The sequence below is a fragment of the Pseudomonas cichorii genome (genome assembly GCF_018343775.1).
Classification (GTDB): Bacteria; Pseudomonadota; Gammaproteobacteria; order Pseudomonadales; family Pseudomonadaceae; genus Aquipseudomonas; species Aquipseudomonas cichorii.
Genome location: NZ_CP074349.1, coordinates 4,775,303 through 4,800,137 on the forward strand (window position 1 = coordinate 4,775,303; position 24,835 = coordinate 4,800,137).

The following is a 24,835-nucleotide window of genomic DNA, read 5'->3' on the forward strand; positions in this document are numbered from 1 at the left end:
GCGCCATGATGCAAGGATCACCCTGTTTCAACCCGATTACGTCCCTGACTCTTCGCCCGATACAACAACCGATCCGCCACGCCCAGATTTGCAGCATAGCTTTCACCCTCAGCCAACCGTGCAGCAACCACACCGCCACTGATGCTGACGACATTCAAAGGGCTGGCCGAATGTTCAATACCCTCGGCAAATATGGCTGATCGTATGTTTTCGGCCACATTCAATGCACCCGCCAGGTCTGTATCCGGCAGCAGGACGACAAACTCTTCACCGCCATAGCGTGCGAGAAGATCGGCAGGGCGGCGGATGTTGGCTTGTATAAGGCGCGCAACCTGTTTCAGACATTGGTCGCCTGCGACATGGCCGTAGGTGTCGTTGTATTGCTTGAACCAGTCAATATCGAGAAGGATCAGCCCGATACTTTGTCCGCTGCGCCGGGCCTGGGCTTCCTCTTTCTGCAACGCGGCATCAAAACATCGTCTGTTGGCCACATTGGTGAGGCTGTCTGTTTGCGCCAGGATTTCAAGTTCGCGGCGGGCGATATTCAGCTCTTTTTCAGCGTTCAGCAGTTTCTGAACCTGGCTGTAAAGCACAACACCCATCACGGTCAGTGCTGAAATGATCAAGCCGACAACTGCGAACGAGCGATAGACGTATATCCACCAGTTGGCGAATACGTAATCGTACGAAAAGCCCGCAGCCGCGACCATGGGCAGGCCTTGAAGACGCCGATAGGCATATATGCGTTCTATATCATCCACTACGGAAGTCATGATGGCGGTGCCACTGTCGCTTGTGCTCAAGTACTTGCTGAAGATTTCACCCTTGGAAATATTGGTCACCACCAGGGTGCCAACGGCCGGGCGACGGGCCAGCAGGTCGCCGTTTTCAAGGGCGAGAAAGATGACGCCTGTGTCATCAACTTCCATACGCTCGAAAAAACGCTGGAAATAAGCGGCTGAAATCGTGGCCAGTGCAACGCCGGCAAAACGACCATCCGGGTACTGGATACGGCGACTGACCGGAATCACCATTTCTCCGGTCGTGCGACTTGTGATGATCGAGCCGATATGAATCGAGTCGTTGTTGTTTTCACGGTGATAGATGAAGTAGTCGCGGTCGCTGTTATTTTTCTTGCTGACATTTGGCGAGAAGGAGTTGGCAACCCAGTTTCCGTACTCATCGTAGATAAAGAGCCCCTGGATGCTCTTCATGACGGCAGTGTCCTCGGACATGAGCTTGTGCAGGCGCAGTTGCTGAGCCCTGTTCACACCCTCGCTTTCTACCCGTTCAACGATATCGCGCAGCTTGTAGTCAGCCTGACGAATGGTGTCCTGAGCCTGTTGCTCGGCAGCATTCACGATATTGGCAACGTCCATTTCTGCATCGGCCAGACGTTCATCAGCCGATTGTTTCATCTGCCAGGCAGTGGCCAACATCAGGGAAGAGCAGACCAAAACGATGAAACCTATGAGTGCTGCCGACAGGCCTCTAGGTGTAAGTCGTGCCGATACGAAAGGTATGGGCTTCATGGTTTCTCGTCATGTTTTTGGCACATCCGTGCTTTCTTGCACATTTCGTACCGAAGGTAATGACGAAAATCGTAGGACACGACCCTGTCGCTGGCAAGCCGCCGACCTCAGCCACTACACCTTCACCCAGCGCTCCACCTTGATCTCCGGTAAATCCTGGCGGCGCATGTAAACCCGCAGCGGTTCGGTGATGTTCAGGCGGCTGTCGATGTTCTGGTCGAGCAGCAGTTGCAGGCGCTCGCGGCTAAGGCTCATTTGTGCGCCGCTGCCCACGCTCCAGACGAACTCACTGGTTGGGGTAATGCTGTCTTGCGTGACGTCCATGCCGAAGGCGTCTTCGCTGAAGCGCACGATGAAATGCTTGTGCTTGTGGTGGTAGCCCACAAAGCCTTCAAGTTGCTCGGCCGCCGCGCAAATATCGCTGGAAGTGGTGCTCATCGTGGTGTCCTCAAAGAGCCTGACGGAAGATGCCTTCAATCTGTTCCTGAGTAGCCGGGCGCGGGTTGGTGAGGCCGCAGGCGTCTTTCAGGGCATTGGCGGCGAGCGTCGGTATGTCCTCCTCTTTCACACCCAAGGCCACGAGGCCCGAAGGGATTTCCACCGAAGTGGACAGCTTGCGGATCGCCGCAACTGCCGCACGCGCGCCATCCTGTGGGGACAGACCGCGAATGTCGGCGCCCATGGCGTGGGCCACGTCAGTCAGGCGAGCGGCACTGACCGTTGCGTTGAAGCTTTGTACATGAGGCAGCAATACCGCGTTGCAGACACCATGGGGCAAGTCATAGAAACCGCCCAACTGGTGCGCCATGGCATGCACGTAACCCAGCGAAGCGTTGTTGAACGCCATACCCGCCAGGAACTGCGCATAGGCCATGTTTTCCCGGGCGACGATATCCGTACCGTCAACGACCGCCTTGTACAAGTTGCCCGCGATCAGGTTCACGGCCTTGATCGCACAAGCGTCGGTGATCGGGGTTGCGGCAGTCGATACGTAGGCTTCGATGGCGTGGGTCAGTGCGTCCATGCCAGTGGCCGCGGTCAGGGATCTGGGCATGCCGACCATCATTTTCGGGTCGTTCACCGACAGGATCGGTGTGACGTTACGGTCGATGATCGCCATTTTCACGTGACGCACTTCATCGGTGATGATGCAGAAGCGGGTCATCTCGCTGGCGGTACCGGCAGTGGTGTTGATCGCAATCAGCGGCAGTTGGGGTTTTTCCGAGCGGTCCACGCCTTCGTAGTCGCTGATATGCCCGCCGTTGCTGGCGCACAGGGCAATGCCCTTGGCGCAGTCATGGGGTGAGCCACCGCCGAGGGAGATCACGAAATCGCATTGGCGTTCTTGCAGCAGCGCGAGGCCTTTTTCCACGTTGCTGATGGTCGGGTTGGGCTTGGCACCGTCGTACACCACCGCATCGATGCCCTGCTCCAGCAGCAGACCCGCGACCTGAGCTGCGATACCGGCCTTGGCCAGCCCGGCGTCGGTGACGATCAGGGCCTTGAGGAATCCGTATTTGCGGATGGCTTGCATGGCTTCCTCAATACAACCGGAGCCAATGATGTTCACGGCGGGAATGAAAAAGGTGCTGCTCATGGCTGATCCTCGTCTCTGGCTGGCTCAGATGACGGGCTCCTGAGCCTTGGGTTTGCCAGTAGCTTCGGCCTTCCGGCAGACGGCAGCCTTGATCCAGCTCAATGAAGCGCAACTGCAGGCTACCGGTGGTCGCAACTGTACGGTTGAATCAGTGCATAGCTGTAGGCGTCCGATCTGGCTGACCTGTGGCTATATGCCCATTCTGTATACAAAAAACATTAAAAATGGATTGGGATCATGTCTTCTCGTGAAAACACCGGTATGGCTCTGGGCCTGCTGGGCGTCATCATTTTCAGCCTGACGCTGCCGATGACTCGCATCGTGGTGCAGGAACTTCACCCACTGCTCAACGGCATCGGTCGTGCGCTGCTGGCGGCGATTCCGGCGGCGGCCCTGCTGTACTGGCGTCGTGAAAAATGGCCGACCCGGCAACAGCTCAAAGGCCTGACCCTGGTCATTCTGGGCGTCATCATCGGCTTTCCGGTGCTGTCGGCCTGGGCCATGCAGACCTTGCCCGCCTCCCACGGTGCGCTGGTCAACGGTATACAACCGCTGTTTGTCGCGATCTATGCGGCGTGGCTTTCCCATGAGCGTCCATCCAAGGCGTTCTGGGGCTGCGCAGCACTGGGCAGCGCCTTGGTGCTCGCTTATTCACTGATGAGTGGCGCTGGCGGCATTCAGGTCGGGGACCTCTGGATGCTGGCTGCCGTTGCTGTGGGCGGGCTGGGTTACGCGGAAGGTGGCCGACTGGCCAAGGAAATGGGCGGCTGGCAGGTAATCTGCTGGGCGCTGGTGCTGTCGAGCCCCTTGCTGATCGGCCCCTTTATTTATTTCGCCGCACAACACCAGGGGCCTGTGTCCAGCGGAACCTGGTGGGCCTTTGCGTATGTGGCGTTTTTCTCGCAGTTCCTGGGCTTCTTCGCCTGGTATTCAGGGCTGGCGATGGGCGGGATTTCGCGGGTCAGTCAGGTTCAACTGCTGCAGATTTTCTTCACCATCGCCTTGTCGGCGATGTTCTTTGGCGAGCATGTCGAACCCATTACCTGGGTCTTCGCCGCTGCCGTCATTGCCACGGTAATGCTGGGGCGCAAGACCTCGGTCATTGCGCCGCCAAAACCGGCCACGTCACTCAGCTGAGAAATCCGTCTGCCTGGAGCAAGGTTTCCAGGCAGTGCTCGGTAATGCCGTAGAACGCCTTGAGTTCCTGGATGCGCGCCAGCAACTGCGCCGGGTCGACCGGCTCGGCGCGTTTGACCGCCAGGATCATCTTGTTCTTGTTGGTGTGCTCCAGGGAAATGAACTCGAACACCTTGGTTTCGTAGCCACAGGCCTCAAGCAGCAAGGCACGCAGGCTGTCGGTGACCATTTCCGCCTGCTGCCCCATGTGCAGACCGTATTGCAGCATCGGGCGCAGCAAGGTCGGGCTCTGGATCTGCAGGCGGATCTGTTTGTGGCAGCACGGCGAGCACATGATGATCGACGCACCGGAGCGAATGCCCATATGGATCGCGTAGTCGGTGGCGATATCGCAGGCGTGCAGGGCAATCATCACATCCAGGGCGCTGGGCGCCACGCTGCGTACGTCACCATGCTTGAACACCAGGCCAGAATGCTCAAGCCGTTCGGCTGCGGCGTTGCACAGGTTCACCATGTCTTCGCGCAGTTCAACGCCGGTCACCTGCCCTTGGGCCTGCAAGGTGTTGCACAGGTAGTCGTGTATCGCGAACGTCAGGTAACCCTTGCCGGAACCGAAGTCCGCCACCTTGACCGGCTGATCGAGCTTGAGCGGCGATGAAGTCAGGGCGTGGGAAAACACTTCGATGAACTTGTTGATCTGCTTCCATTTGCGCGACATGGCCGGGATCAGCTCATGCTGTTTGTTGGTCACGCCCAGATCCGTGAGAAATGGACGGCTGAGTTCCAGATAGCGTTTCTTCTCACGATCATGCCCGGCCGATGGCGCCTCGCGTTCTTGCTGTGCCTTGCTCTTGAACAGCGTGCTCTTGCCCTTCTTGCCGAACTCCAGCTGTACCTCATCGGTCAGCGACAGCAAATGAGCATTCTTGAACGACTCGGGCAGCAGGCCAGCAATGACATCCACGGCCTCGCTCAACGGGAAGTTCTTGGTGATGTCGCGGGTTTTATAGCGATACACGAACGACAGGCAGGGCTGATCCTTGACCGTCAGCGGCTTGATGATGACCCGCTGCAACTCGGCTTCGGAGCCCACGTATCTGGCCAGAACCAGCTTGATGAGGGAGTTCTGGGAAAGGCTGGTATCCAGCAAACCCAGAAACTGCGCGCGATGATCCGGCGCGGGTTTGGAGGAAGTGACAGTGGCTGACATCGAAAAACGCCTCGGGCGGCTGGATCTGAACAGGAAGCGGGCTATTTTAGGCGGGTTGAGCGCTCAGGGTTAAGAAATATGTAGGCCACCGGCACTCATGTACCAGCGGCCTTATCCCAGGACCACCAGCCGGTTGGTCAACTCGCTGCGTTCACGGGTCACCGGCACATGATCGGCCAGTAATTCGCCGCAGGCATGAATACAGCCCAGGAAGCCCTGCAATGCCTGCCCGTCCCTGATCTGCTGGGTAAAGACATCGACCATCGCTTTCCAGGTGTCGCTGTGCAGGCGAGTGGCAATGCCGTGATCCACCAGAATTTCGACGTAACGCTCAGCCTCGCAGACGAACACCAGGATCCCGGTGCCTCCCGTCGTCTTGTGCAGGTTCTGTTCGAGAAACAACCGACGTGCCAGATTCCCCGCCCGCCAGCGCCGGACCGAAGTGGGAACAAGATGGCTGGTCACCGCCGGAATGCGGCACAGCAGGGCCACAAGAATGAAAGTGCTCATCTGCGCCAGCAACAGTTCGTTGGCACTCAGCATATCGGTGAAGAAATTGATGATGCCCGGCAGCAGCAAACCGATCAGCCCGGCCCATACCAGCGGCATGTAGGCGTAGTCGTCGGCCCTGGCCGCCAGGACCGTGACCAGCTCGGCATCGGTGCGCAGTTCAAGGCGGTCGATTGCTTCTGCAACCTGCTGTTGTTCGTCTGTATTGAGTAAAGCCATTTCCAGAGTCCTGTTACCAGTTGCCCGAGGCGCCGCCGCCAAATCTGCGATTGCCGTTTGCCGAACCTTCACGCGAGCTTGCGCAGACAAGCACTGCCCGTCTCAGGCAGGCGAACACGATGAGCAACACCACGACAATCAATCCACCGGCAATCTGCCAGGCCACATCGCTGCTGGCCTGCACATCATAAACACTGAACTCGGTGGATGGCTCGGGCTCTTCGGGCACATGCCCGCCCAGCGCCATGACCATGGCCCGGGCGCCGCGCTCGATACCCGTGGCAAAACGGCTGCGGTTGAACTCCGGCATGATCAGCATGTTGATGATGAGCGAAGCCTGGGCGTCGGTAAGACGATCGTCCAGAGCGGAGCCCGCCTCGATCAGGACACTGCGCTTGTCGCGCACGACGATCAGCAGGGCGCTGTCGTCCCGGCCATTGCTGCCCAAGCCCCAGGCGCTGCCCAGTCGTGAACCGTAGTCCGCGAGGGTCGTGCCTTGCAGGTCGACCACAGTCACCAGCACGACCCGTTCTCCGGTCGCCTGCTCATGGGCCTGGAGCATTTTCGCCAGACGCACCGTGGCCTGACTGTCGAGCATCTGCGCCGAATCAACCACATTGCCGGTCATGGGCGGGAACACAAGAGCGACCTGTTCCGCCTGGGCCTTTAATACGACTCCCCACAACACCACCGCATAAAACACATGCTGTAACACAAACTTCAACACCTGACCTCCGGTGATTTTTGTTCTATTGGATGGCCACTCCTTAGCCAAAATAGAAGTTCCCCGGCATAATCCCTCGCCAACGCCCAGGCAAGTCGAATCTGACAGGATTCGATATGCTGCAGGCCACGAAACGAACAGCGTCTACCTGCGTCTATCCTTCGCGCTGTTCGCACAATAAATGCCAAAGGTCTAAAACCCAAAATATGGCTACCCGGTATTAAACGCGAGTTACTGGCAAAAGCCTTGAGAAATCATTCATGAATAAGCTGTGTTTATTAGGTCTGCTGGTCGGTCTGGCCAGTCAATCGGTAATGGCCGATACCACTTCCACTACCGCTCCATCCGCCCAAGCCACACTGCAAGCCAAGAATGCCTTCATCTCCAAGCTGATGAAACAGATGACCCTCGATGAGAAGATAGGCCAGTTGCGCCTGATCAGCATCAGCGGCGATATGCCTCAGCCAAAGATTCTCAAGGAAATTGCCGCAGGTAGAATCGGCGGAACGTTCAACTCCATTACACGCGCAGAAAACCGTCCATTGCAAGAAGCGGCTGTCGCTCATAGCCGTCTGAAGATTCCGATGTTCTTCGCCTATGACGTGATTCATGGCCATCGCACGATTTTCCCGATCAGCCTGGGCATGGCTGCCAGCTGGGACATGGACGCCATCGCACTGACTGGCCGTGTTTCCGCCAGGGAAGCCAGTGCCGATGGCCTGGACATGACCTTTGCACCGATGGTCGATATATCCCGTGACCCACGCTGGGGTCGCAGTTCCGAAGGTTTCGGCGAAGACACTTATCTGGTGTCGCGCATCTCCGAAGTGATGGTCAAGTCCTTCCAGGGCAAGAACGTCGCCGCCAACGACAGCATCATGGCCGCGGTCAAACACTTCGCGCTGTATGGCGCAGTCGAAGGCGGACGTGACTACAACACCGTGGACATGAGCATGACGCGCATGTACCAGGATTACCTGCCCCCTTACCGCGCAGCCACCGATGCCGGTGCCGGTGGCGTCATGGTCGCCCTCAACTCGATCAACGGCGTTCCCTCCACCTCCAACATGTGGCTGATGCAAGACCTGCTGCGCAAGGACTGGGGCTTCAAGGGCGTGACCATCAGTGACCACGGCGCCATCAAGGAATTGATCGAGCACGGCGTGGCCAAGGACTATCGCGAAGCGGCCAAGCTGGCGATCAAGGCAGGCGTCGACCTGAGCATGAATGACGTGGCCTACGGCGAGCAATTGCCGGGGCTGGTGAAGGATGGCGAGGTTTCCATGAAGGAAATCGACAACGCCGTACGCGAAGTGCTGGGCGCCAAGTACGACATGGGCCTGTTCGCTGCACCTTACGGTCGTATCGGCGTTGCTGCCGATGATCCGGCCGACACCTATTCCGATGATCGTCTGCACCGCGCAGAAGCCCGTGATGTGGCTCGCAAGACCCTGGTCCTGCTGAAAAACCAGAACGAAACCCTGCCACTGAAGAAGGAAGGGACCATCGCCGTGATTGGCGGCCTGGCGAAAAGTCAGCTCGACATGCTGGGCAGCTGGTCCGCAGCGGGCCGGCCGAACCAGTCGGTTACCGTCTTCGACGGTCTGGCCAATGCCGTCGGTGACAAGGCCAAGCTGGTTTATGCCCGTGGCGCGAACGTCAGCGACAACGAACACATCCTCAACTACCTGAACTTCATCGAACACGAAGTGGAAGTCGATCCACGTCCTGTCCAGGAAATGATCGACGAGGCCGTGAAAGTGGCCGAGCAGTCCGACGTGATCGTGGCCGTTGTGGGTGAATCCCGTGGCATGTCCCACGAATCCGCAAGCCGCAGCAGCCTGAACATTCCGGGCAAGCAACGCGATCTGATCAAGGCCCTGAAAGCCACCGGCAAGCCGCTGGTGCTGGTGTTGATGAATGGCCGTCCGCTGGTACTGGTCGACGAACTGGAACAGGCCGATGCCATGCTCGAAACCTGGTTCCCGGGCACCGAAGGCGGTAACGCCGTGGCTGACGTGCTGTTTGGCGATTACAACCCGTCGGGCAAACTGGCCATGTCCTTCCCGCGTTCGGTTGGCCAGTTGCCGGTCTACTACGCGCACCTGAACACCGGTCGTCCCTACACGCCGGGCAAGCCGGGCAACTACACCTCGCACTACTTCGAGGAACCCAACGGCCCGCTGTTCCCGTTCGGTTATGGCCTGAGCTACACAAGCTTCGACGTGTCCGACGTCAAGCTGTCGGACAACAAAATGGCCCGCAAAGGCAAGCTGACCGCCAGTGTCACCGTCAAGAACACCGGCAAGGTCGCGGGCACCACCATCGTGCAGTTGTACTTGCGTGATGTCGCGGCGTCGATCAGCCGTCCGGTGAAAGAGCTGAAAAACTTCGAAAAGGTCACGCTTGAGCCAGGCGAGGAAAAAGTCGTTAACTTTACCCTCAGCGAGGACGACCTGAAGTTCTACGACTCGAAGCTGAAATACGCGGCCGAGCCGGGTGAATTCAAAGTCATGATCGGTCTCGACTCCGAGGCAGTGAAACAGGCGAGCTTCAACCTGCTGTAAATGCCGATAACGGCGTATTCGCGAGTGCAAGCGCTTGCGAATACGCTGGTTTTGAAACCCCAGGCAGCCCACGCGATATGATTTTCAAACATCGCAACTTGCGTATTTCCCTCTATACCCTCCTGATTCTGGCTGGCGCCGTCTTGTCTGCCGGTGTGGCCATGCTGCAGGCTCAGCGACATGCCCTGTCACAGGAAGCCACCCGTGCCAGCGGGCAAATGGTGCTGTACGCCAACACCCTGCATACCCTGATCGAACGCTATCGCGCCCTGCCCTCGGTGCTGGCGCTCGATGCTGAAATTCGCGCAGCCGTGAGCGGCCCGCTCACCGAAAGCGCCCGGCTTTCGCTCAACCTCAAGCTGGAAAAAATCAACGAGGCCGCCCACTCCTCCTCTCTGGAACTGCTGGATCGAAACGGGCTGGCCGTAGGTGCCAGTAACTGGCGACAACCCAACAGCTATGTTGGCCACAACTACGGGTTTCGTCCCTACTTTCAACAGACGAAGACCCAGGGCATCGGACGCTTCTATGCCGTCGGTGTCACCACCGGTATTCCGGGCTATTTTCTGTCCAATGCCGTGCGCGATGACGAGGGTAATTTCGGCGGCGCCATGGTGGTGAAGCTGGAGTTTCCCGATATCGAGCAGGAATGGAGCCAAGGCGACGACCTGCTGCTGGTCAGCGACAACAAAGGCATTGTGTTTATCGCCAGCCGCAGCGAATGGCGCTATCGCGAACTGGAACCCATTTCCCTCGAAAACCGTGCAGAGCTGCTGCGCACCCGACAGTACGACAAGAAGCCGCTGTCACCGCTGCGCAGTCGCCTTCTCGATCAGGTCGGGCCGCAAAGCCATTTGAGCCGGGTCGACGGTCCCGATGGCACGACTGATTACCTTTGGCAGTCCATGCCGCTTCCCGACGAAAACTGGACCTTGCACCTGCTGCGCAAACCACAGTTGGTCAATGACGACATCCGCAATGCCGCACTGGCAGGCGCCGGTATCTGGCTGACGCTGGTGTTTCTGGGGCTGTTCCTTTATCAGCGCTGGCGCTTGTCGAAACTGCGCGAACGCAGCCGCGACGAACTGGAGCGTCAGGTTCAGGAACGCACCCGTGACTTGCGCACCGCCCAGGAAGGTCTGGTGCAATCGACCAAGCTGGCGGCGCTGGGACAAATGTCTGCGGCACTGGCCCACGAGATCAACCAGCCGCTGACGGCCCAGCGCATGCAACTGGCAACCTTGCGCCTGCTGCTCGATCAGGGCCGCATCGAGGATGCCTGCAAGTCCCTGGATCCGCTGGACCAGCAACTGACCCGCATGAGCGCACTCACGGGCCATCTGAAAACCTTCGCCCGCAAGAGCCCCAGCGGCCTGCGTGAGCGACTGGATCTGGCGACCGTGGTCGATCAGGCCTTGCTGCTGCTGGACCCGCGCATTCGCGAAGAGCGAGTCAGTTGCGTGTTGCATATGTCCCGTCCGGCCTGGGTACGTGGTGATTCCATTCGCCTGGAACAGGTGCTGATCAACCTGCTGCGCAACGCCCTGGACGCCATGCGCGACAAACCCCTCAAGCGTCTGGAAGTACGCATCGATGCCCAGGCGCAGCACTGGCAACTGAGTGTCATCGACAGTGGCGGTGGTATTGCGCAGGAGCATCTGGGCAATATCTTCGATCCATTCTTCACCACCAAACCGGTGGGCGACGGGCTTGGCCTCGGGCTGGCGGTGTCTTATGCGATCATTCACGAACTCAAGGGTCGCCTGACAGCAGAAAACCGGGATAACGGTGCGGTGTTCTGGTTCAGCCTGCCCAATGACCTCATAGAGACTCAAACCCCATGCTGAACTCGGTCATCGTTGTCGACGACGAAGCCCCCATCCGCCAGGCCATCGAACCCTGGCTGACGCTGTCGGGCTTTCAGGTGCAGGTCTACAGCCGCGCCGAAGAATGCCTGGAGCATTTGCCCGAACACTTTCCCGGCGTGATCCTCACCGACGTGCGCATGCCGGGCATGGGCGGCCTTGAGTTGTTGGCCCGCCTGCAAGCGCTCGACAAAGACCTGCCGGTTATCCTGCTCACCGGCCACGGCGATGTGCCCATGGCGGTCGAGGCCATGCGTGAAGGTGCCTACGACTTTCTGGAAAAACCCTTCAGCCCGCAGACCCTGCTCACCAACCTGAGCCGGGCCATGGAAAAACGCCAGCTGGTCCTGGAAAACCGCCGCCTGACCGAACAGGCCGATGCCCGCACCCAACTGGACGCCACGCTGCTGGGTGTATCGCCCAGCCTGCAAGTCTTGCGACGCAATGTGCTGGAGCTGTCGCAACTGCCGGTCAACGTGATCATTCGTGGCGAAACCGGCAGTGGCAAAGAACTGGTCGCCCGCTGCCTGCATGATTTCGGGCCGCGAGCCAGCAAGCCCTTTGTTGCTCTCAACTGCGCCGCCATTCCCGAGCACTTGTTTGAAGCCGAACTGTTCGGCCACGAAAGCGGAGCCTTTACCGGCGCCCAGGGCAAGCGCATCGGCAGGCTGGAATACGCCGACGGCGGCACGCTGTTTCTCGACGAAATCGAAAGCATGCCCATGGCCCAGCAGGTCAAACTGCTGCGGGTGTTGCAGGACAAACGCCTGGAACGGCTGGGCTCCAATCGCAGCATTGACGTGGACCTGCGGATCGTCGCCGCAACCAAGCCGGATTTGCTGGAAGAGGCACGGGCCGGACGTTTTCGCGAAGACCTGGCCTATCGCCTGAATGTCGCGCAACTGCATCTGCCACCACTGCGTGAACGACGCGAAGATATCGTGCAGCTCTTCAATCACTTTGCCCGCACGGCTGCGGCCCGTATGGGTCGCGAAGCGCCTGCCCTCAGCGCCTTGCAACTGGGGCAGTTGCTCAGCCATGACTGGCCGGGCAATGTTCGCGAACTGGCCAACGCTGCCGAGCGCCAGGCACTGGGGCTGGATATCACCGAAGCACCACAACAGGGACAATCGCTGGCGGCGCAACAGGAGGCGTTCGAGGCTCAATGTCTGCGCGCTTCCCTGACCCGTCATAAAGGCGATATCAAATCCGTGCTCAATGAGCTGCAACTGCCGCGTCGCACCTTCAACGAAAAAATGCAGCGTCACGGGCTGGTGCGAGAAATGTTTCTGGCATGAAACTATTCATGGAATCGACCGATCAACCTTATCCCCCTTTAGAATCCGGACAGTGAATACGCAAGGAGAAAGCATCACATGATCGTCGGTATAGATTTGGGCACGACCAACAGTCTGGTCGCCGTCTGGCGCGATGGTAAAACCCAACTGGTTGCCAACGCACTGGGCGAAATGCTGACGCCCAGCGTGGTAGGGCTGGACGACGATGATCAGATCCTGGTGGGAAAAGCCGCACGCGAGCGCCTGCAGACTCATCCTTCCAGAACCGCGGCACTGTTCAAGCGCCACATGGGCAGTGCGCAAAAGGTCAGCCTGGGAGCAAACGCTTACCGGCCCGAAGAGCTTTCGGCACTGGTCCTCAAAAGCCTCAAGGCCGATGTGGAACGGGCTTTCGGAGAAACCGTGACCGAGGCCGTGATCAGCGTGCCCGCCTACTTCAGCGATGCCCAACGCAAGGCAACTCGAGTGGCAGGCGAACTGGCAGGCCTGAAAGTCGACAAGCTGATCAACGAACCCACCGCAGCAGCGCTCGCATACGGCTTGCATCAGAAGGAAGGCGAAACCTCGTTCCTGGTGTTCGACCTGGGTGGCGGCACCTTCGATATCTCGATTCTTGAACTGTTCGACGGCGTGATGGAAGTACGCGCCAGCGCCGGTGACAACTTTCTGGGAGGCGAAGACTTCGACCTTTCGCTGGTCGATCACTTCATTGACCTGCATCGCAACGAAACCGACTTTCCGCCCAAGGCCAGCATCGGCCCGTCTTTGCGCCGCGAAGCCGAGCGCGTGCGCAAGGCGCTGGGACAAGAGAGCAGTGCCGAATTCGTACTGCGCCATGCCGACCGTGAATGGCGCAAGACCATCACTCAGGAGCAACTGAGCGAGTTGTACGCGCCGCTGCTCTCCCGATTGCGCGCCCCCATCGAGCGAGCCCTGCGGGACGCGAAAATCCGGGTGGCCGACCTCGACGAAATCCTGCTGGTGGGCGGCACCACGCGCATGCCGCTGATCCGCAAGCTCGCGGCGGGTCTGTTCGGGCGCTTTCCGTCCATTACGCTCAACCCCGATGAAGTGGTCGCCCAAGGCGCTGCCATCCAGGCGGCGCTCAAGCAAAGAGACGCGGCGCTGGAAGAGATTGTCCTGACCGACGTGTGCCCTTACACCCTGGGCATCGAAACCTCCAATCGCTTTGGCAACTCCATCGAAGGCGGTCATTACCTGCCGATCATCGAGCGCAACAGCGTGGTCCCGGTCAGTCGCGTCAAAACCGTGCAGACCCTGAGCGACAACCAGAAGCATGTGCTGGTGAAGATCTATCAAGGCGAAAGCCGCTTGGTAAAAGACAACATTGCACTGGGTGAACTGGATATTCCGATCCCACCTGCCAAGGCCGGGGAAGTCGAGCTGAATGTGCGTTTCACCTACGACAACAACGGTCTGCTGGAAGCCGACGTTCAGATCCCGATGACCGGCCAGAGCCACAAGCTGGTGATCGAGAACAACCCTGGCGTCATGACCCCGGAGGAAATCCAGGAACGTCTTCAGGTGCTTTCAGCGCTCAAGGTTCATCCTCGCGAGCAGCAGGTCAATACACACATGAGCGCCCGTCTGGAAAGGCTGTATCAGGAATACCTGGGCGAAGCCCGGGAAATGATCGGCTACTGGGCCAGCCAGTTTCAGCGTGTGCTGGAAACCCAGGATGAGCGCCAGATCAGCGAGATGCGCAAAAGCCTCGAACAAGAGATCGATCGTTTCGAGCGGGGCGAGAGGTAACAGGGATGAATTGCTGGAGCGTCCTTGAGCTGGACAGAAATGCCGACGAGCGCAGCATCAAACGCCAGTACGCAAAGCTGCTGAAAGTGAACCGGCCCGATGAGGACCCGGACGCCTTTCAGCGATTGCGCGACGCTTATGAGCAGGCGCTGGATCAGGCACGCAATCGCTATGAGGCGGATGAAGACGAGTACGAAGAAGTCGATGCGAGCCCTGAACCGCTCATGCATCTGCAACTCGTCGAGACCGTACAGGTTTCAGAGCCAACGGTTGTCAGCACGCCTCCGCCTGTGGAGCAGAGCTGGTACGAAGTGGCACACAGGACCACAGCGCAAAACCTGCACTCACAACATCAGTTGGCCAGGGATCTGGGGGCGGATGCTCAGTTTCAGCAACATCTCGTACAGCGCTGCCTGATCGACACCGACGACAATCTGCAACTGCTCAAGGCGGCTGTAGCCCAGTTGCAATGGCTGACGCCCTGGCAAAAGGTGACGCTCAGTGCCCATCAGGAAAAACGCCTGACCCAGGCGCTGCTCGATGAAACACTGCCCCGCCTGCAAGCCCTGCTGGAAAGCCAGCAGGAGCGCCAGTTCCTGGACGAGCTCAAAGCCCTTGAACAGCAGCCCTGGCTGGAAAAGCTGGAACATCGCGAGCACTTGCAACGCTGGACCATGACCCTGCTGATCAATACCCGGGACTGGACACCGGCCTTGTTCGAGCGCATCTGCCAGCTCTTCGACTGGGATCAGAAGCATTACACCCCGACCGACCCGCCGTCGCTCTGGCAGCGGCTTGTCGAGCGCTGTGAGCGATACGGGTTTGCCAAACGCCTGGAAGAGCTGCTGGCTGAGAACAGCCATCACGGCGATGCGGCGAAGCTGCTGCTCGAACCGCCGCCACTGGACACGCAACTGCGCATGGCCAGAAACAGCGACCCGGCGGTCTGGGAAGGTTGCGAGCAACTGTCCGAAGACCTGACCTATCGCTACCCCGAAGCACTGGCGCAGTACCCGGACGCCGACCTCAAGAGCTGGCGAAAGCTTTATGACCAGGTCCACTTCAACGCTTACCTGAGAGCTTATCTGTTCGGGTTCGTATTCATCCTGATAGCCGGCATCGTCCCTACGTCCCGGGCCGGGAAATTCGACCTGTTCTATACGATTTTCACGGCATTCAGCTTGCCGGTGGTAATTCTTCTGGTGTTCTACGTGTTCATGTCGTTCTGGAAGCCGGTCTCCGCCTCCTTTGCGTCTGTGGATGAATACCTGAGTGAACGGCTGCTGCCTCGCTGGCTGAGCTGGCCGGGGCATCAGGCATTACTGCTGCGTCATGGCATCCCGATAGGCGTCGCAAGCGCCGCCTTCTCCAATAGCGGATCGATCGCAGTGGCCACCTACCTCATCATGCTGGTGGCCTGGATAGCGCTTTCTCCTTACCGGATCTCCAGGTTTCAAAGCCATTGCGCTGAAAAGACCGGAGGATGGCAACACGTGAAGCGCTACTGCTCGGAGAATATCGGCAAGGGCGTCATGATCATCCTCGGTCTGATGTTCGCCTTTGTGCTGGCCGTGCTGATTTTCGGTCCCGGCCACCCTCGATAAACCGGCGCCTCGCTGATATCGGCAATTTTCCGCTTATCCAGAAATGCTGGATAGGCGGATTTCCGCTCACTTCATTCCCTCATCCCCTCTGGAACGGGCCTCTCGGGCCTGGCACAACTCCTGCTATAGCTCAGGTCAGGCTGCGTGCAGCTGCCTTCTAAAAATAATGACTTAAGGAACACCATGGATACCTCCAACACTCTCTCGAAAGAGTCGGCTGGCGCACCCGCCGCTGAAAAGTCCACCTCCAGCCGTCTCAAGTCGATCTTCAGCGGCTCGGTCGGCAACATGGTCGAGTGGTATGACTGGTACGTCTATGCCGCTTTCTCGCTGTACTTCGCCAAAGTCTTCTTCCCCAAGGGCGACAGCACTGCCCAACTGCTCAACACCGCCGCGATCTTTGCCGTAGGCTTTCTGATGCGTCCGATCGGTGGCTGGCTGATGGGTCTGTACGCCGACTACAAAGGACGCAAGGCCGCCTTGATGGCCTCGGTACTGCTGATGTGCTTCGGCTCGCTGATCATTGCCCTGACACCGGGCTATGAAACCATCGGCGTCGGCGCTCCGATCCTGCTGGTCTTTGCACGCCTGCTGCAGGGCCTGTCGGTGGGTGGCGAATACGGCACCTCGGCAACCTATCTCAGTGAAATGGCCACCAAGGAACGTCGCGGCTTCTTCTCCAGCTTCCAGTACGTCACCCTGATTTCCGGCCAGCTCATCGCCCTGGCAGTACTGATCGTGCTGCAACAGGTACTGACCACCGAAGAGCTGCACAGCTGGGGCTGGCGTATTCCGTTCGCCATCGGCGCGCTATGTGCCGTCGTTGCGCTGTTCCTGCGTCGCGGCATGGAAGAAACCGAGTCCTTTACCCGCAAACAGAAAGACGACAAGCCCAAAGAAAGCCTGATGCGCACCCTGATGCGTCATCCCAAGGAACTGATGACCGTCGTCGGTCTGACCATGGGCGGCACCCTGGCTTTCTATACCTACACCACTTACATGCAGAAGTATCTGGTGAACACGGTGGGCATGAGCATCAGTGACTCGACCACCATTTCGGCCGCGACGCTGTTCCTGTTCATGCTGCTGCAACCGGTCGTTGGCGGTCTGTCCGACAAGATCGGTCGTCGTCCGATCCTGATCGCCTTCGGCGTACTGGGTACCCTGTGCACCGTGCCGATCCTGACCACCCTGCACACCATCCAGACCTGGTGGGGCGCGTTCTTCCTGATCATGGCCGCACTGATCATCGTCAGCGGCTATACCTCGATCAACGCCGTGGTCAAAGCCGAACTGTTCCCGACCGAAATCCGCGCCCTGGGTGTAGGCCTGCCTTACGCACTGACCGTATCGATCTTCGGTGGCACGGCTGAATACATCGCCCTGTGGTTCAAGAGCATCGGCATGGAAACCGGCTACTACTGGTATGTCACGGCCTGTATCGCATGCTCGCTGCTGGTGTATGTGTTCATGAAGGACACCCGCAAGCATTCGCGTATCGAAACCGACTGATCTCGCGTTTCATTGATGATCAAGGGCAGCCAGCGTCATGGGCTGCCCTTTTTCATGGGCAAGCGAACATGACAAGTTGTTTCAGGCTGGTGCGTTTTTTAGCCTGATTTTGCATGCAAGCCCTTAAATATATTTATGTTTTAATTTGTCAAGAGCCTTTATTACAAAGTTTTTCAGGAAACGCACCAAAAACACCCCTTTCCCGCTGAAAGGCCCGAAAACCGGGCGATGCGACTTACTATCATTTTCAGCGATGGTGGGTAGCAATCCGATTAACTTCTTAATAATCACCAGCCCCGTAACATTGCCTCCATACCGGGATGACAACTCACCCGACCCAAACTGGAGACACACCATGAAAACCACCAAACTGATTTTCGGCCTCGCTTTCTCTGTTCTGGCTTCGTCTGCTTTCGCACTGCCAGCCATCAATGCCAACGATTCGTTGAACGCACCTATCGTTGCTGAAGGTGGTTCAAACAACACCAATATCGGCCCGAATCGTCAGACCTCCGATGGTGCCGACCGCGTTGGTGCAAATCGTCTGGCCGCTGATGGCGCTGATCGCGTCGGTGCAAACCGCCTGACTTCCGATGGTGCCGACCGTGTTGGTGCAAACCGTCTGGCTGCTGATGGCGCTGACCGCGTCGGTGCAAACCGCCTGACTTCCGATGGCGCAGATCGCGTTGGTGCAAATCGTCTGGCCGCTGATGGTGCAGACCGCGTCGGTGCAAACCGTCGGGTGTGATAGCCACCTGTGACACCCAAGCCCGGCCAGTGCCGGGCTTTGTTGTTCCTGGGCTCAGGTCTACTATGATCGACTCTCCGAAACCGTGGTTACCAGGAATCAAACCATGTCAGACGATATTCACTCCTACGAGCCAGCCAAAGGTCATGGTCTGCCGCACGATCCGTTCAACGCTATCGTAGGTCCGCGCCCGATTGGCTGGATCTCCTCTCAGGACAGCGAGGGCAGGCTGAATCTCGCGCCTTACAGCTTCTTCAACGCGTTCAACTACATTCCACCGATCATTGGTTTCTGCAGTGTCGGGCGCAAAGACAGCCTCAACAATATCGAGCAGACCGGCGAGTTCGTCTGGAACCTGTCCACCCGCGCCCTGGCCGAAGCCATGAACCAAAGCTGCGCGGCCGTGCCACCGGATGTGAACGAATTCGAGCTGGCCGGCCTGACGCCACTGGCCTCGAAGATCGTCGCCGTGCCTCGCGTGCTGGAGACGCCGGTATCATTTGAATGCAAGGTCACCCAGATCGTGCAACTGCAGCGTGCCGACAAGGAGTTGGTACCCAGCTGGCTGATCCTGGGCGAAGTGGTGGCGGTACATATCGCCAAGTGGCTGCTCAAGGATGGCGTCTACGACACCGCAGCCGCCGAACCCATCCTGCGCGGTGGCGGCCCGGCGGACTACTTCCAGCTGGGGCCGGAAGCGCTCTTCAAGATGCACCGTCCAAAGGTCTGATTACGCGCCCGCCCATACCAGTTCACCTTCGCTATCTACGTCGGTCAGCCGCTCCAGTTCCTGAGTGGCGGCCTGATCGGCGTCATGGGCGGTCTTGAATTTTTCTCCCGGCAATACCGGATGAAAACGGGGCGCACCGCCCGCCTCCAGAGCCTTTACCGCAATCGCCGCGCTGTAACCGCCCTCACCCGGAATCACAGCGGAAACCGCCTCATATGCATTGAATGCCTTGCGTGCCATGGATAGCTGACCTGTCTGATGGATAAATCGAAGGGGCGTATTCTAATGCTGCGGCACGCATGAGCGAATTCATTCAAACCGTGTTCGCGAATAAATTCGCACCTACCAGTTGATGTGCAATTCTTGTCCTACAATTTCCTTGTGCCCTTTCTGTAGTGGGAATGAGGAATGCACCATGAACGTAAAAATAAAAAAATGCATGGCTGTATTGGGTGTACTCGCAGTGGTCGGAATGTACGCGGTGGGTGCTTATCGTATTGAGATGGCTCGCCAGGCGCCCAAGGTTGCGGCCTGCAGCTTTGGTCATTGCGTGCCGACCTCTGCAACGCTCAGCGCATTGCGATGACAGCCGCGATTAAACAAAGTCAGCTATCGATTAGCAGGCTATCGGACTAGACTGGTCAAATTTCCCTCCCGGCTTTCAGGTTTACCTTGACCAGTCTTGCGCACACTACTGTAAAGATCCGCAGCATCTTATCCGCACTGATGATGGCCGTATTTCTCAGTGCTCTGGACCAGACGATCGTGGCCGTCTCGATGCCGGCGATCTCCGCTCAATTCAAGGATATCGGCCTGCTGGCCTGGGTGATCGCTGCCTATATGGTAGCGCTGACCGTTGCCGTGCCCATCTACGGCAAGCTGGGAGACTTGTATGGACGCCGCAGGCTGATGCTGTTCGGCCTTGGGCTGTTTACCCTCGCATCGTTGTTTTGCGGGTTTGCCCAAAGCATGGAACAACTGGTACTGGCACGGGTGCTTCAAGGAATAGGCGCTGGCGGCATGGTGTCGGTCAGCCAGGCCATTGTCGCCGACATCGTCCCGCCTCGCGAACGAGGACGTTATCAAGGTTATTTCAGCAGCATGTACGCTGTCGCCAGCGTGGCCGGGCCGGTGCTGGGCGGGCTGATGACCGAATACCTGTCCTGGCGCTGGGTGTTCCTGATCAATCTTCCTTTGGGCCTGCTGGCACTGGTCGTGGCTTATCGCTCCCTGAATGGCCTGCCCGTACCGCAACGCAAACCGGTCATCGATTATCTGGGGACGGTGCTGATGATCATCGGCCTGACCAGCCTGTTGCTGGGCATCACCGAAATCGGTCAGGGTCACGGCCTGGGCAATCCGCGGATTCTGATCATGCTCGGTATCGCCCTGTTCACGCTGTCACTGTTCGTCTGGTACGAACGCAAGGCTCAGGAACCGCTGCTGCCCATGCACCTGTTTGCCAATCGCAGCGCCGTGTTGTGCTGGAGCGCCGTGTTCTTTACCAGCTTCCAGGCCATCTCACTGATCGTGCTGATGCCGATGCGTTACCAGACCGTCACCGGCGGCGGTGCCGACAGTGCAGCCCTGCATCTTCTGCCCTTGGCGATGGGGATTCCCATCGGCGCCTATTGCGCAGGTCGAAGGACCGCCGTGACCGGTCAGTACAAGCCTCTGATCCTGGCCGGCGCAGTGCTCATGCCCATCGCCATTCTGGGAATGGCGTTCACTCCCGCGCACTCAATCCTGCTCACAAGCCTGTTCATGGTCCTGACCGGCATTGCCAGTGGCATGCAGTTCCCCACCTCGTTGGTGGGTAGCCAAAGCGCAGTGGCAATCAAGGATATTGGCGTGGCGACCAGCACCTCCAATCTGTTCCGCTCACTGGGCGGCGCAGTGGGTGTGGCGATGATGTCGGCACTGCTGCTGGCCATGCTGCAAGACACAGGGATCGGCCAGCTCGAACCCGGCTCGCTGGGTGGCGAAGGCGGTACTGGCAATGCCTTGATCGACAGCCTCAATACCACCAGCGGTCCGGCCCTCGAAGCCTTGCGTGCAGAACTGGCGGTGACCTTCCGTCACTTGCTGATGATCAGCGCGGCGGTTTCGCTGCTGGGTCTGGCGACAGCACTGATCATGCCCAACCAGATGCTGCGCGGCGCAGAACGGAAATAAAGCTCAGTCGTCCTGCTGCGCCCAGAACCACTGGGTTCGGCTGGCCTTGATATGGGCGAATGCAGGCATGATTTCACCCTGAGTGAAAAAGCGTCGGGAACGCACCTTGGCATTGCTGAACCAGTAGCCGGATCTGGGACAGGCATCGCCTGCATTGACAGGCGGGACAGGCTTCTCGTCGAAACGGGCGTACCACTGCGCCGTGGTTTCCTTGGTAAACCCCACGCCCGGAACCAGATAAGGGTGAAGGCAGCCGGTGTCCTGCAGGCGGATCGGTTTGATGACCTTGTTGACCTCCCGATAGACATCGGGAGCCACTCCACGGCTGCCCAACTGCGGCACAGCGCCTGCACGAATCATCAAGCCGTTGCTGTAGGTATGGAACACGATATCGCTGCAGCCACTCAATCGGCCACGCACCGTATCGCTACCGCTCAGCCGCTTGACGAATGACTCGCCCAATACGGTGTACCAACCGACGCCCTTGATGTGCTCGAGCAGACGCAGGCTTTCTATATGCGGGCCAGGATCGACCATCAATCCGGGATACTCCTGGGCAAACTGATACTCCAGCGGCAGGTAATGATGGCCGTCCCCTGGCAGCACACAGGCCAGACTGCCAAACCCGTGATCGGCCTGGACCTCACTGCACAGGTATCTGATCCAGTCCTCATAACGCTTCAAGCCATCGGGCTCGGCCAGGTATGACCAGGGCAGAACCATTTTCAGACAGGAACGGTCATTGTCGGCCTGCCCTTGCGAGGTGTTCATCACAAACAGGCTGTAGGTGGCGACTTCGGCCTGGGTAGCGCTGGCGATGGACCATACGAACTGCACATCCGGCGGGCTTTGCAGAACCTGACGCCTGCAAGAAGCAAACCCCGAGGCCGTAAGACGCCGCATCCGGTTGTAGAGCTGCCATTTGAGCATCGGCTTGAAGGCGTTGTAGAAACGCGAGAAACAGGCCTCGACGCGACGCTTGGCTTCCTGGGTATGACCCTGCTTGAAATACAGCGTAGTGACCAGGCCAAGACGGACAACCGGGACGCCTTCGGAACAATCCACTGCCAGATGTTCAGATTGAGCGCCAAGCCGGGCCAATAACCTCACAGGGTCAGATACGGTTTCTGACATGACCGGTCCTCCCGATGATCCTTCGGATCAGGGTGGCGTCCATGCCGTACACGCAAGGCTCTGCCGTGACCCGAGCGGCTGCTCTCCTGCCACAGCCAGAACGGGCTATTTCGATAGTGGTGAAGTTGCTGCCGACTTCAGAGCATATGGGCGCAAGATTCAATAAAAACATGCAACCTCCCTCCCGTTTGTTTGTTAAGGGACGAAGATTGAAGGGAGTTTGAGAGCGGAGCAATACACGGAAATCAGTTTGGGAAATCAGCTACATGCTTCGAGAAATGTCCTACTCGACTCCTACAAGACGATTGTCATCCCGAGGCATCTATATAGCGCTGGCGAGACTGTGCCGATACCGCAAAGGTAAACGATAAGTAAACACACTACCCAAAACGTGGAGAACTCGCGTTAGATACTGGCCTGTACGTGCAAGTCAGGACTATATTGACCTGCCGCACAGCCGGGCTCGCACTCAGGCCCGCAAGGCAGGGCTGTACTGCAACATATCCATGCAGCTGTCGACGAGTTGCTCGGCACTCCCGGACAGCGAAAAGCTCTCGGGCACCAGCAGCCATTGATACATGACGCCATTGATATAGGAAAACAGGCTGACCGCAGCGCGTGTAACGTCCAGTGAAGCAGGCAATTGCCCACGGCGAACGGCATTGCTCAACGCGAGGCGGATGCGTTCATGACACAAGAGGGTGTTGGCTTGACGCTGACGCCGAAAATCACACATTTCATCCGTGAACTCGCACTTATGGAAAAGGATTTCGTTGATGCGCCGGGTTTTCGGATCGACTGCAATGTCATGAAACAAACGAATCAACAGTTTTCTCATGCAGCCCAGAGGATCGACTTCGTTTTCATCCTCGCTGGCCTGGGCCATGTCCTCAAGCGGTTCTTTCAGGCTGTCGAGCATCGCCTGCACCAGTTCAGCCTTGTTGGTGAAGTGCCAATAGATAGCTCCGCGCGTCACGCCAGCAAGCGTCGCGATATCGGCGAGCGTCGTACGGGCAACGCCCCGCTCGTAGAAGGCTTGTTCGGCAGCCTGCATAATCTGGCTGCGAGTAACCTGGGCTTCCTCTTTGGTGCGGCGGACCATGGCAATAAACCTCAAAAAATTCTTCAGGGTCGTTTATCAAGACCTGAAAACGGGCCCGGGCGGCATTTGTATGACCTTGTCCCGAGCTTGCAATCACCGGCGTCTGACAGGTAAGAAGATGTTTACAAACAACCGTGAATGTAAGTATATTCCTTAGCATGCTACTTATCTAGCCGAAATATTTTTTTACATTTCCAACTCCCTTGCGTAAACAGGCTCCTGCCCCGAGGATCTTCATGCAATTCAAGCCAGCTGTTACCGTTCTGGTCACTGCCGTCGCCCTGGCAACACTGCTCAGTGGCTGTAGTAAGAAGGAAGAGGCGGCGCCGCCGGCTCAGATCCCTCAGGTCGGTGTCGTCACCCTCAAAGCCCAGCCTTATGCACTGACCACAGAGCTTCCTGGCCGGACCACCGCCTTCCGTGTGGCCGAAGTGCGCCCACAGGTCAACGGCATCATCCTCAAGCGCCTGTTCACTGAAGGTGGCGATGTCAAAGCCGGCCAGCAGCTGTATCAGATCGACCCTGCGCTCTATGAAGCGACCGCGACCAGCGCCCAGGCAACCTTGCAGTCGGCCAGATCCCTGGCGGATCGCTACAAGCAACTGGTCAACGAACAAGCGGTGAGCCGTCAGGAATACGACACGGCCGTGGCTTCCAGCCAGGAAGCCCAGGCTGCCTTGCAGACCGCCCAGATCAACCTGCGCTACACCAAGGTGCTGGCGCCGATCTCCGGCCGCATCGGTCGTTCCGCAGTTACCGAAGGCGCGCTGGTCAGCAGTGCCCAGACCGAAGCCATGGCTACCATCCAGCAACTCGACCCGATCTACGTCGACGTGGTGCAGTCCTCGGCCAACATGCTCAAACTGCGTAACGACCTCGAGAGCGGCAAACTACAGAAGGCAGGCGACAACGCCGCCAAGGTCAAGCTGACTCTGGAAGACTCCAGCGCTTACCCACTGGAAGGCAAACTGGAGTTCTCGGAAGTCTCGGTTGATCAGGGTACAGGCTCCGTGACCCTGCGCGCTGTCTTCCCGAACCCCGAGCATCGTCTGCTGCCAGGCATGTTCGTTCACGCCCAGTTGCAAGCAGGTATCAGTGCCCAGGCCATCCTCGCTCCACAACAGGGTGTGACCCGCGACCAGAAAGGCACTCCGACTGCCCTGATCGTGAACAAGGACAACAAGGTCGAGCTGCGTACCCTGGTTGCCAACCGCACCGTAGGTAGCGAGTGGCTGATCGAAGAAGGCCTGAACGCCGGTGATCGTGTCATCACCGAAGGCCTGCAGTACGTAAAACCGGGCGCGGAAGTGAAAGTCGCAGAAGCAACCAACGTCAAAGGAGCTAACCCGGCGCCTGCCCCGGCCACTGAAAAAGCCGCTGGCAGCAAAGGGGAGTAAC

Annotated in this window: 21 protein-coding genes; 12 read left to right on the plus strand and 9 right to left on the minus strand. The window is 58.4% G+C overall.

Annotation, left to right across the window (positions count from 1 at the left end):
• Positions 1 to 17 precede the first annotated feature (17 nt).
• The 3 genes from KGD89_RS20345 to yiaY form a co-directional block, all read right to left on the minus strand.
• Positions 18 to 1,532 (minus strand): sensor domain-containing diguanylate cyclase, encoded by a 1,515-nt coding sequence (locus tag KGD89_RS20345; protein WP_038400574.1) that lies wholly within the window; start codon positions 1,530 to 1,532, stop codon positions 18 to 20.
• A 114-nt stretch (positions 1,533 to 1,646) separates the two neighbouring features.
• Entirely contained in the window at positions 1,647 to 1,970 is a 324-nt protein-coding gene (locus KGD89_RS20350; protein ID WP_025261606.1) for a DUF2025 family protein, read from the minus strand.
• A gap of 10 nt (positions 1,971 to 1,980) precedes the next feature.
• Complete coding sequence (yiaY, locus tag KGD89_RS20355) at positions 1,981 to 3,129, minus strand: L-threonine dehydrogenase (protein WP_025261607.1); 1,149 nt, start codon at positions 3,127 to 3,129, stop codon at positions 1,981 to 1,983.
• Positions 3,130 to 3,366: 237 nt separating this feature from the next.
• Here yiaY and KGD89_RS20360 point away from each other — a divergent pair, with 237 nt between their 5' ends.
• Positions 3,367 to 4,266, plus strand: coding sequence for a DMT family transporter (locus KGD89_RS20360; protein ID WP_025261608.1), 900 nt, complete (start codon positions 3,367 to 3,369; stop codon positions 4,264 to 4,266).
• On the opposite strand, the gene KGD89_RS20365 is transcribed toward KGD89_RS20360, so the two are convergent.
• The 3 genes from KGD89_RS20365 to KGD89_RS20375 all read right to left on the minus strand — a co-directional run bounded on the left by KGD89_RS20365 (position 4,259) and on the right by KGD89_RS20375 (position 6,929).
• Positions 4,259 to 5,476 carry a class I SAM-dependent methyltransferase gene (locus KGD89_RS20365; protein WP_025261609.1) on the minus strand — a complete coding sequence of 406 codons (1,218 nt, stop codon included), beginning with the start codon at positions 5,474 to 5,476 and terminating at the stop codon, positions 4,259 to 4,261. The genes KGD89_RS20360 and KGD89_RS20365 overlap by 8 nt on opposite strands.
• Positions 5,477 to 5,587: 111 nt before the next feature.
• Positions 5,588 to 6,205 carry a TPM domain-containing protein gene (locus KGD89_RS20370; protein ID WP_025261610.1) on the minus strand — a complete coding sequence of 206 codons (618 nt, stop codon included), beginning with the start codon at positions 6,203 to 6,205 and terminating at the stop codon, positions 5,588 to 5,590.
• Positions 6,206 to 6,218: 13 nt separating this feature from the next.
• The gene (locus tag KGD89_RS20375) at positions 6,219 to 6,929 is read right to left on the minus strand and encodes a TPM domain-containing protein (protein ID WP_025261611.1); all 711 of its coding nucleotides are present in this window, start codon (positions 6,927 to 6,929) and stop codon (positions 6,219 to 6,221) included.
• Positions 6,930 to 7,189: 260 nt separating this feature from the next.
• Here KGD89_RS20375 and bglX point away from each other — a divergent pair, with 260 nt between their 5' ends.
• The 8 genes from bglX (at position 7,190) to KGD89_RS20415 (ending at position 19,026) form a co-directional block, all read left to right on the plus strand.
• Positions 7,190 to 9,496 (plus strand): beta-glucosidase BglX, encoded by a 2,307-nt coding sequence (bglX, locus tag KGD89_RS20380; RefSeq protein ID WP_025261612.1) that lies wholly within the window; start codon positions 7,190 to 7,192, stop codon positions 9,494 to 9,496.
• A 77-nt stretch (positions 9,497 to 9,573) separates the two neighbouring features.
• The gene (locus tag KGD89_RS20385) at positions 9,574 to 11,343 is read left to right on the plus strand and encodes a sensor histidine kinase (RefSeq protein WP_025261613.1); all 1,770 of its coding nucleotides are present in this window, start codon (positions 9,574 to 9,576) and stop codon (positions 11,341 to 11,343) included.
• Positions 11,337 to 12,659: a sigma-54-dependent transcriptional regulator gene (locus tag KGD89_RS20390; RefSeq protein WP_025261614.1), complete on the plus strand. Its 1,323-nt coding sequence runs from the start codon at positions 11,337 to 11,339 to the stop codon at positions 12,657 to 12,659. Before KGD89_RS20385 ends, KGD89_RS20390 begins: the two co-directional genes overlap by 7 nt.
• 78 nt (positions 12,660 to 12,737) lie before the next feature.
• Positions 12,738 to 14,432, plus strand: coding sequence for a molecular chaperone HscC (locus tag KGD89_RS20395; RefSeq protein WP_025261615.1), 1,695 nt, complete (start codon positions 12,738 to 12,740; stop codon positions 14,430 to 14,432).
• Positions 14,433 to 14,437: 5 nt separating this feature from the next.
• A complete protein-coding gene (locus tag KGD89_RS20400) occupies positions 14,438 to 16,036 on the plus strand; it encodes a molecular chaperone DnaJ (protein WP_025261616.1) in 1,599 nt (532 codons plus the stop codon).
• A gap of 183 nt (positions 16,037 to 16,219) precedes the next feature.
• Complete coding sequence (locus tag KGD89_RS20405) at positions 16,220 to 17,548, plus strand: MFS transporter (protein WP_025261617.1); 1,329 nt, start codon at positions 16,220 to 16,222, stop codon at positions 17,546 to 17,548.
• Between the two features lie 355 nt (positions 17,549 to 17,903).
• Entirely contained in the window at positions 17,904 to 18,296 is a 393-nt protein-coding gene (locus KGD89_RS20410) for a hypothetical protein (RefSeq protein ID WP_025261619.1), read from the plus strand.
• Between the two features lie 106 nt (positions 18,297 to 18,402).
• Positions 18,403 to 19,026, plus strand: coding sequence for a flavin reductase family protein (locus tag KGD89_RS20415; RefSeq protein WP_025261620.1), 624 nt, complete (start codon positions 18,403 to 18,405; stop codon positions 19,024 to 19,026).
• Here the strand turns inward: KGD89_RS20415 and KGD89_RS20420 are convergent, their stop codons facing one another.
• Complete coding sequence (locus tag KGD89_RS20420; RefSeq protein ID WP_025261621.1) at positions 19,027 to 19,266, minus strand: hypothetical protein; 240 nt, start codon at positions 19,264 to 19,266, stop codon at positions 19,027 to 19,029.
• Positions 19,267 to 19,441: 175 nt separating this feature from the next.
• Between KGD89_RS20420 and KGD89_RS20425 the strand changes: the two genes are divergently transcribed.
• Entirely contained in the window at positions 19,442 to 19,612 is a 171-nt protein-coding gene (locus KGD89_RS20425) for a hypothetical protein (RefSeq protein ID WP_162883700.1), read from the plus strand.
• Positions 19,613 to 19,752: 140 nt separating this feature from the next.
• Positions 19,753 to 21,201, plus strand: a complete 1,449-nt coding sequence (locus tag KGD89_RS20430) for an MDR family MFS transporter (RefSeq protein ID WP_162883701.1) — start codon at positions 19,753 to 19,755, stop codon at positions 21,199 to 21,201.
• Between the two features lie 3 nt (positions 21,202 to 21,204).
• Here KGD89_RS20430 and KGD89_RS20435 read toward each other — a convergent pair whose 3' ends face one another.
• Together KGD89_RS20435 and KGD89_RS20440 are read right to left on the minus strand one after the other, a co-directional pair.
• Positions 21,205 to 22,335 carry a DUF3396 domain-containing protein gene (locus KGD89_RS20435; RefSeq protein WP_025261623.1) on the minus strand — a complete coding sequence of 377 codons (1,131 nt, stop codon included), beginning with the start codon at positions 22,333 to 22,335 and terminating at the stop codon, positions 21,205 to 21,207.
• Between the two features lie 469 nt (positions 22,336 to 22,804).
• Positions 22,805 to 23,437: a TetR family transcriptional regulator gene (locus KGD89_RS20440; protein WP_025261624.1), complete on the minus strand. Its 633-nt coding sequence runs from the start codon at positions 23,435 to 23,437 to the stop codon at positions 22,805 to 22,807.
• A gap of 236 nt (positions 23,438 to 23,673) precedes the next feature.
• Here KGD89_RS20440 and KGD89_RS20445 point away from each other — a divergent pair, with 236 nt between their 5' ends.
• Positions 23,674 to 24,834 carry an efflux RND transporter periplasmic adaptor subunit gene (locus KGD89_RS20445; protein ID WP_025261625.1) on the plus strand — a complete coding sequence of 387 codons (1,161 nt, stop codon included), beginning with the start codon at positions 23,674 to 23,676 and terminating at the stop codon, positions 24,832 to 24,834.
• Position 24,835 lies beyond the last annotated feature (1 nt).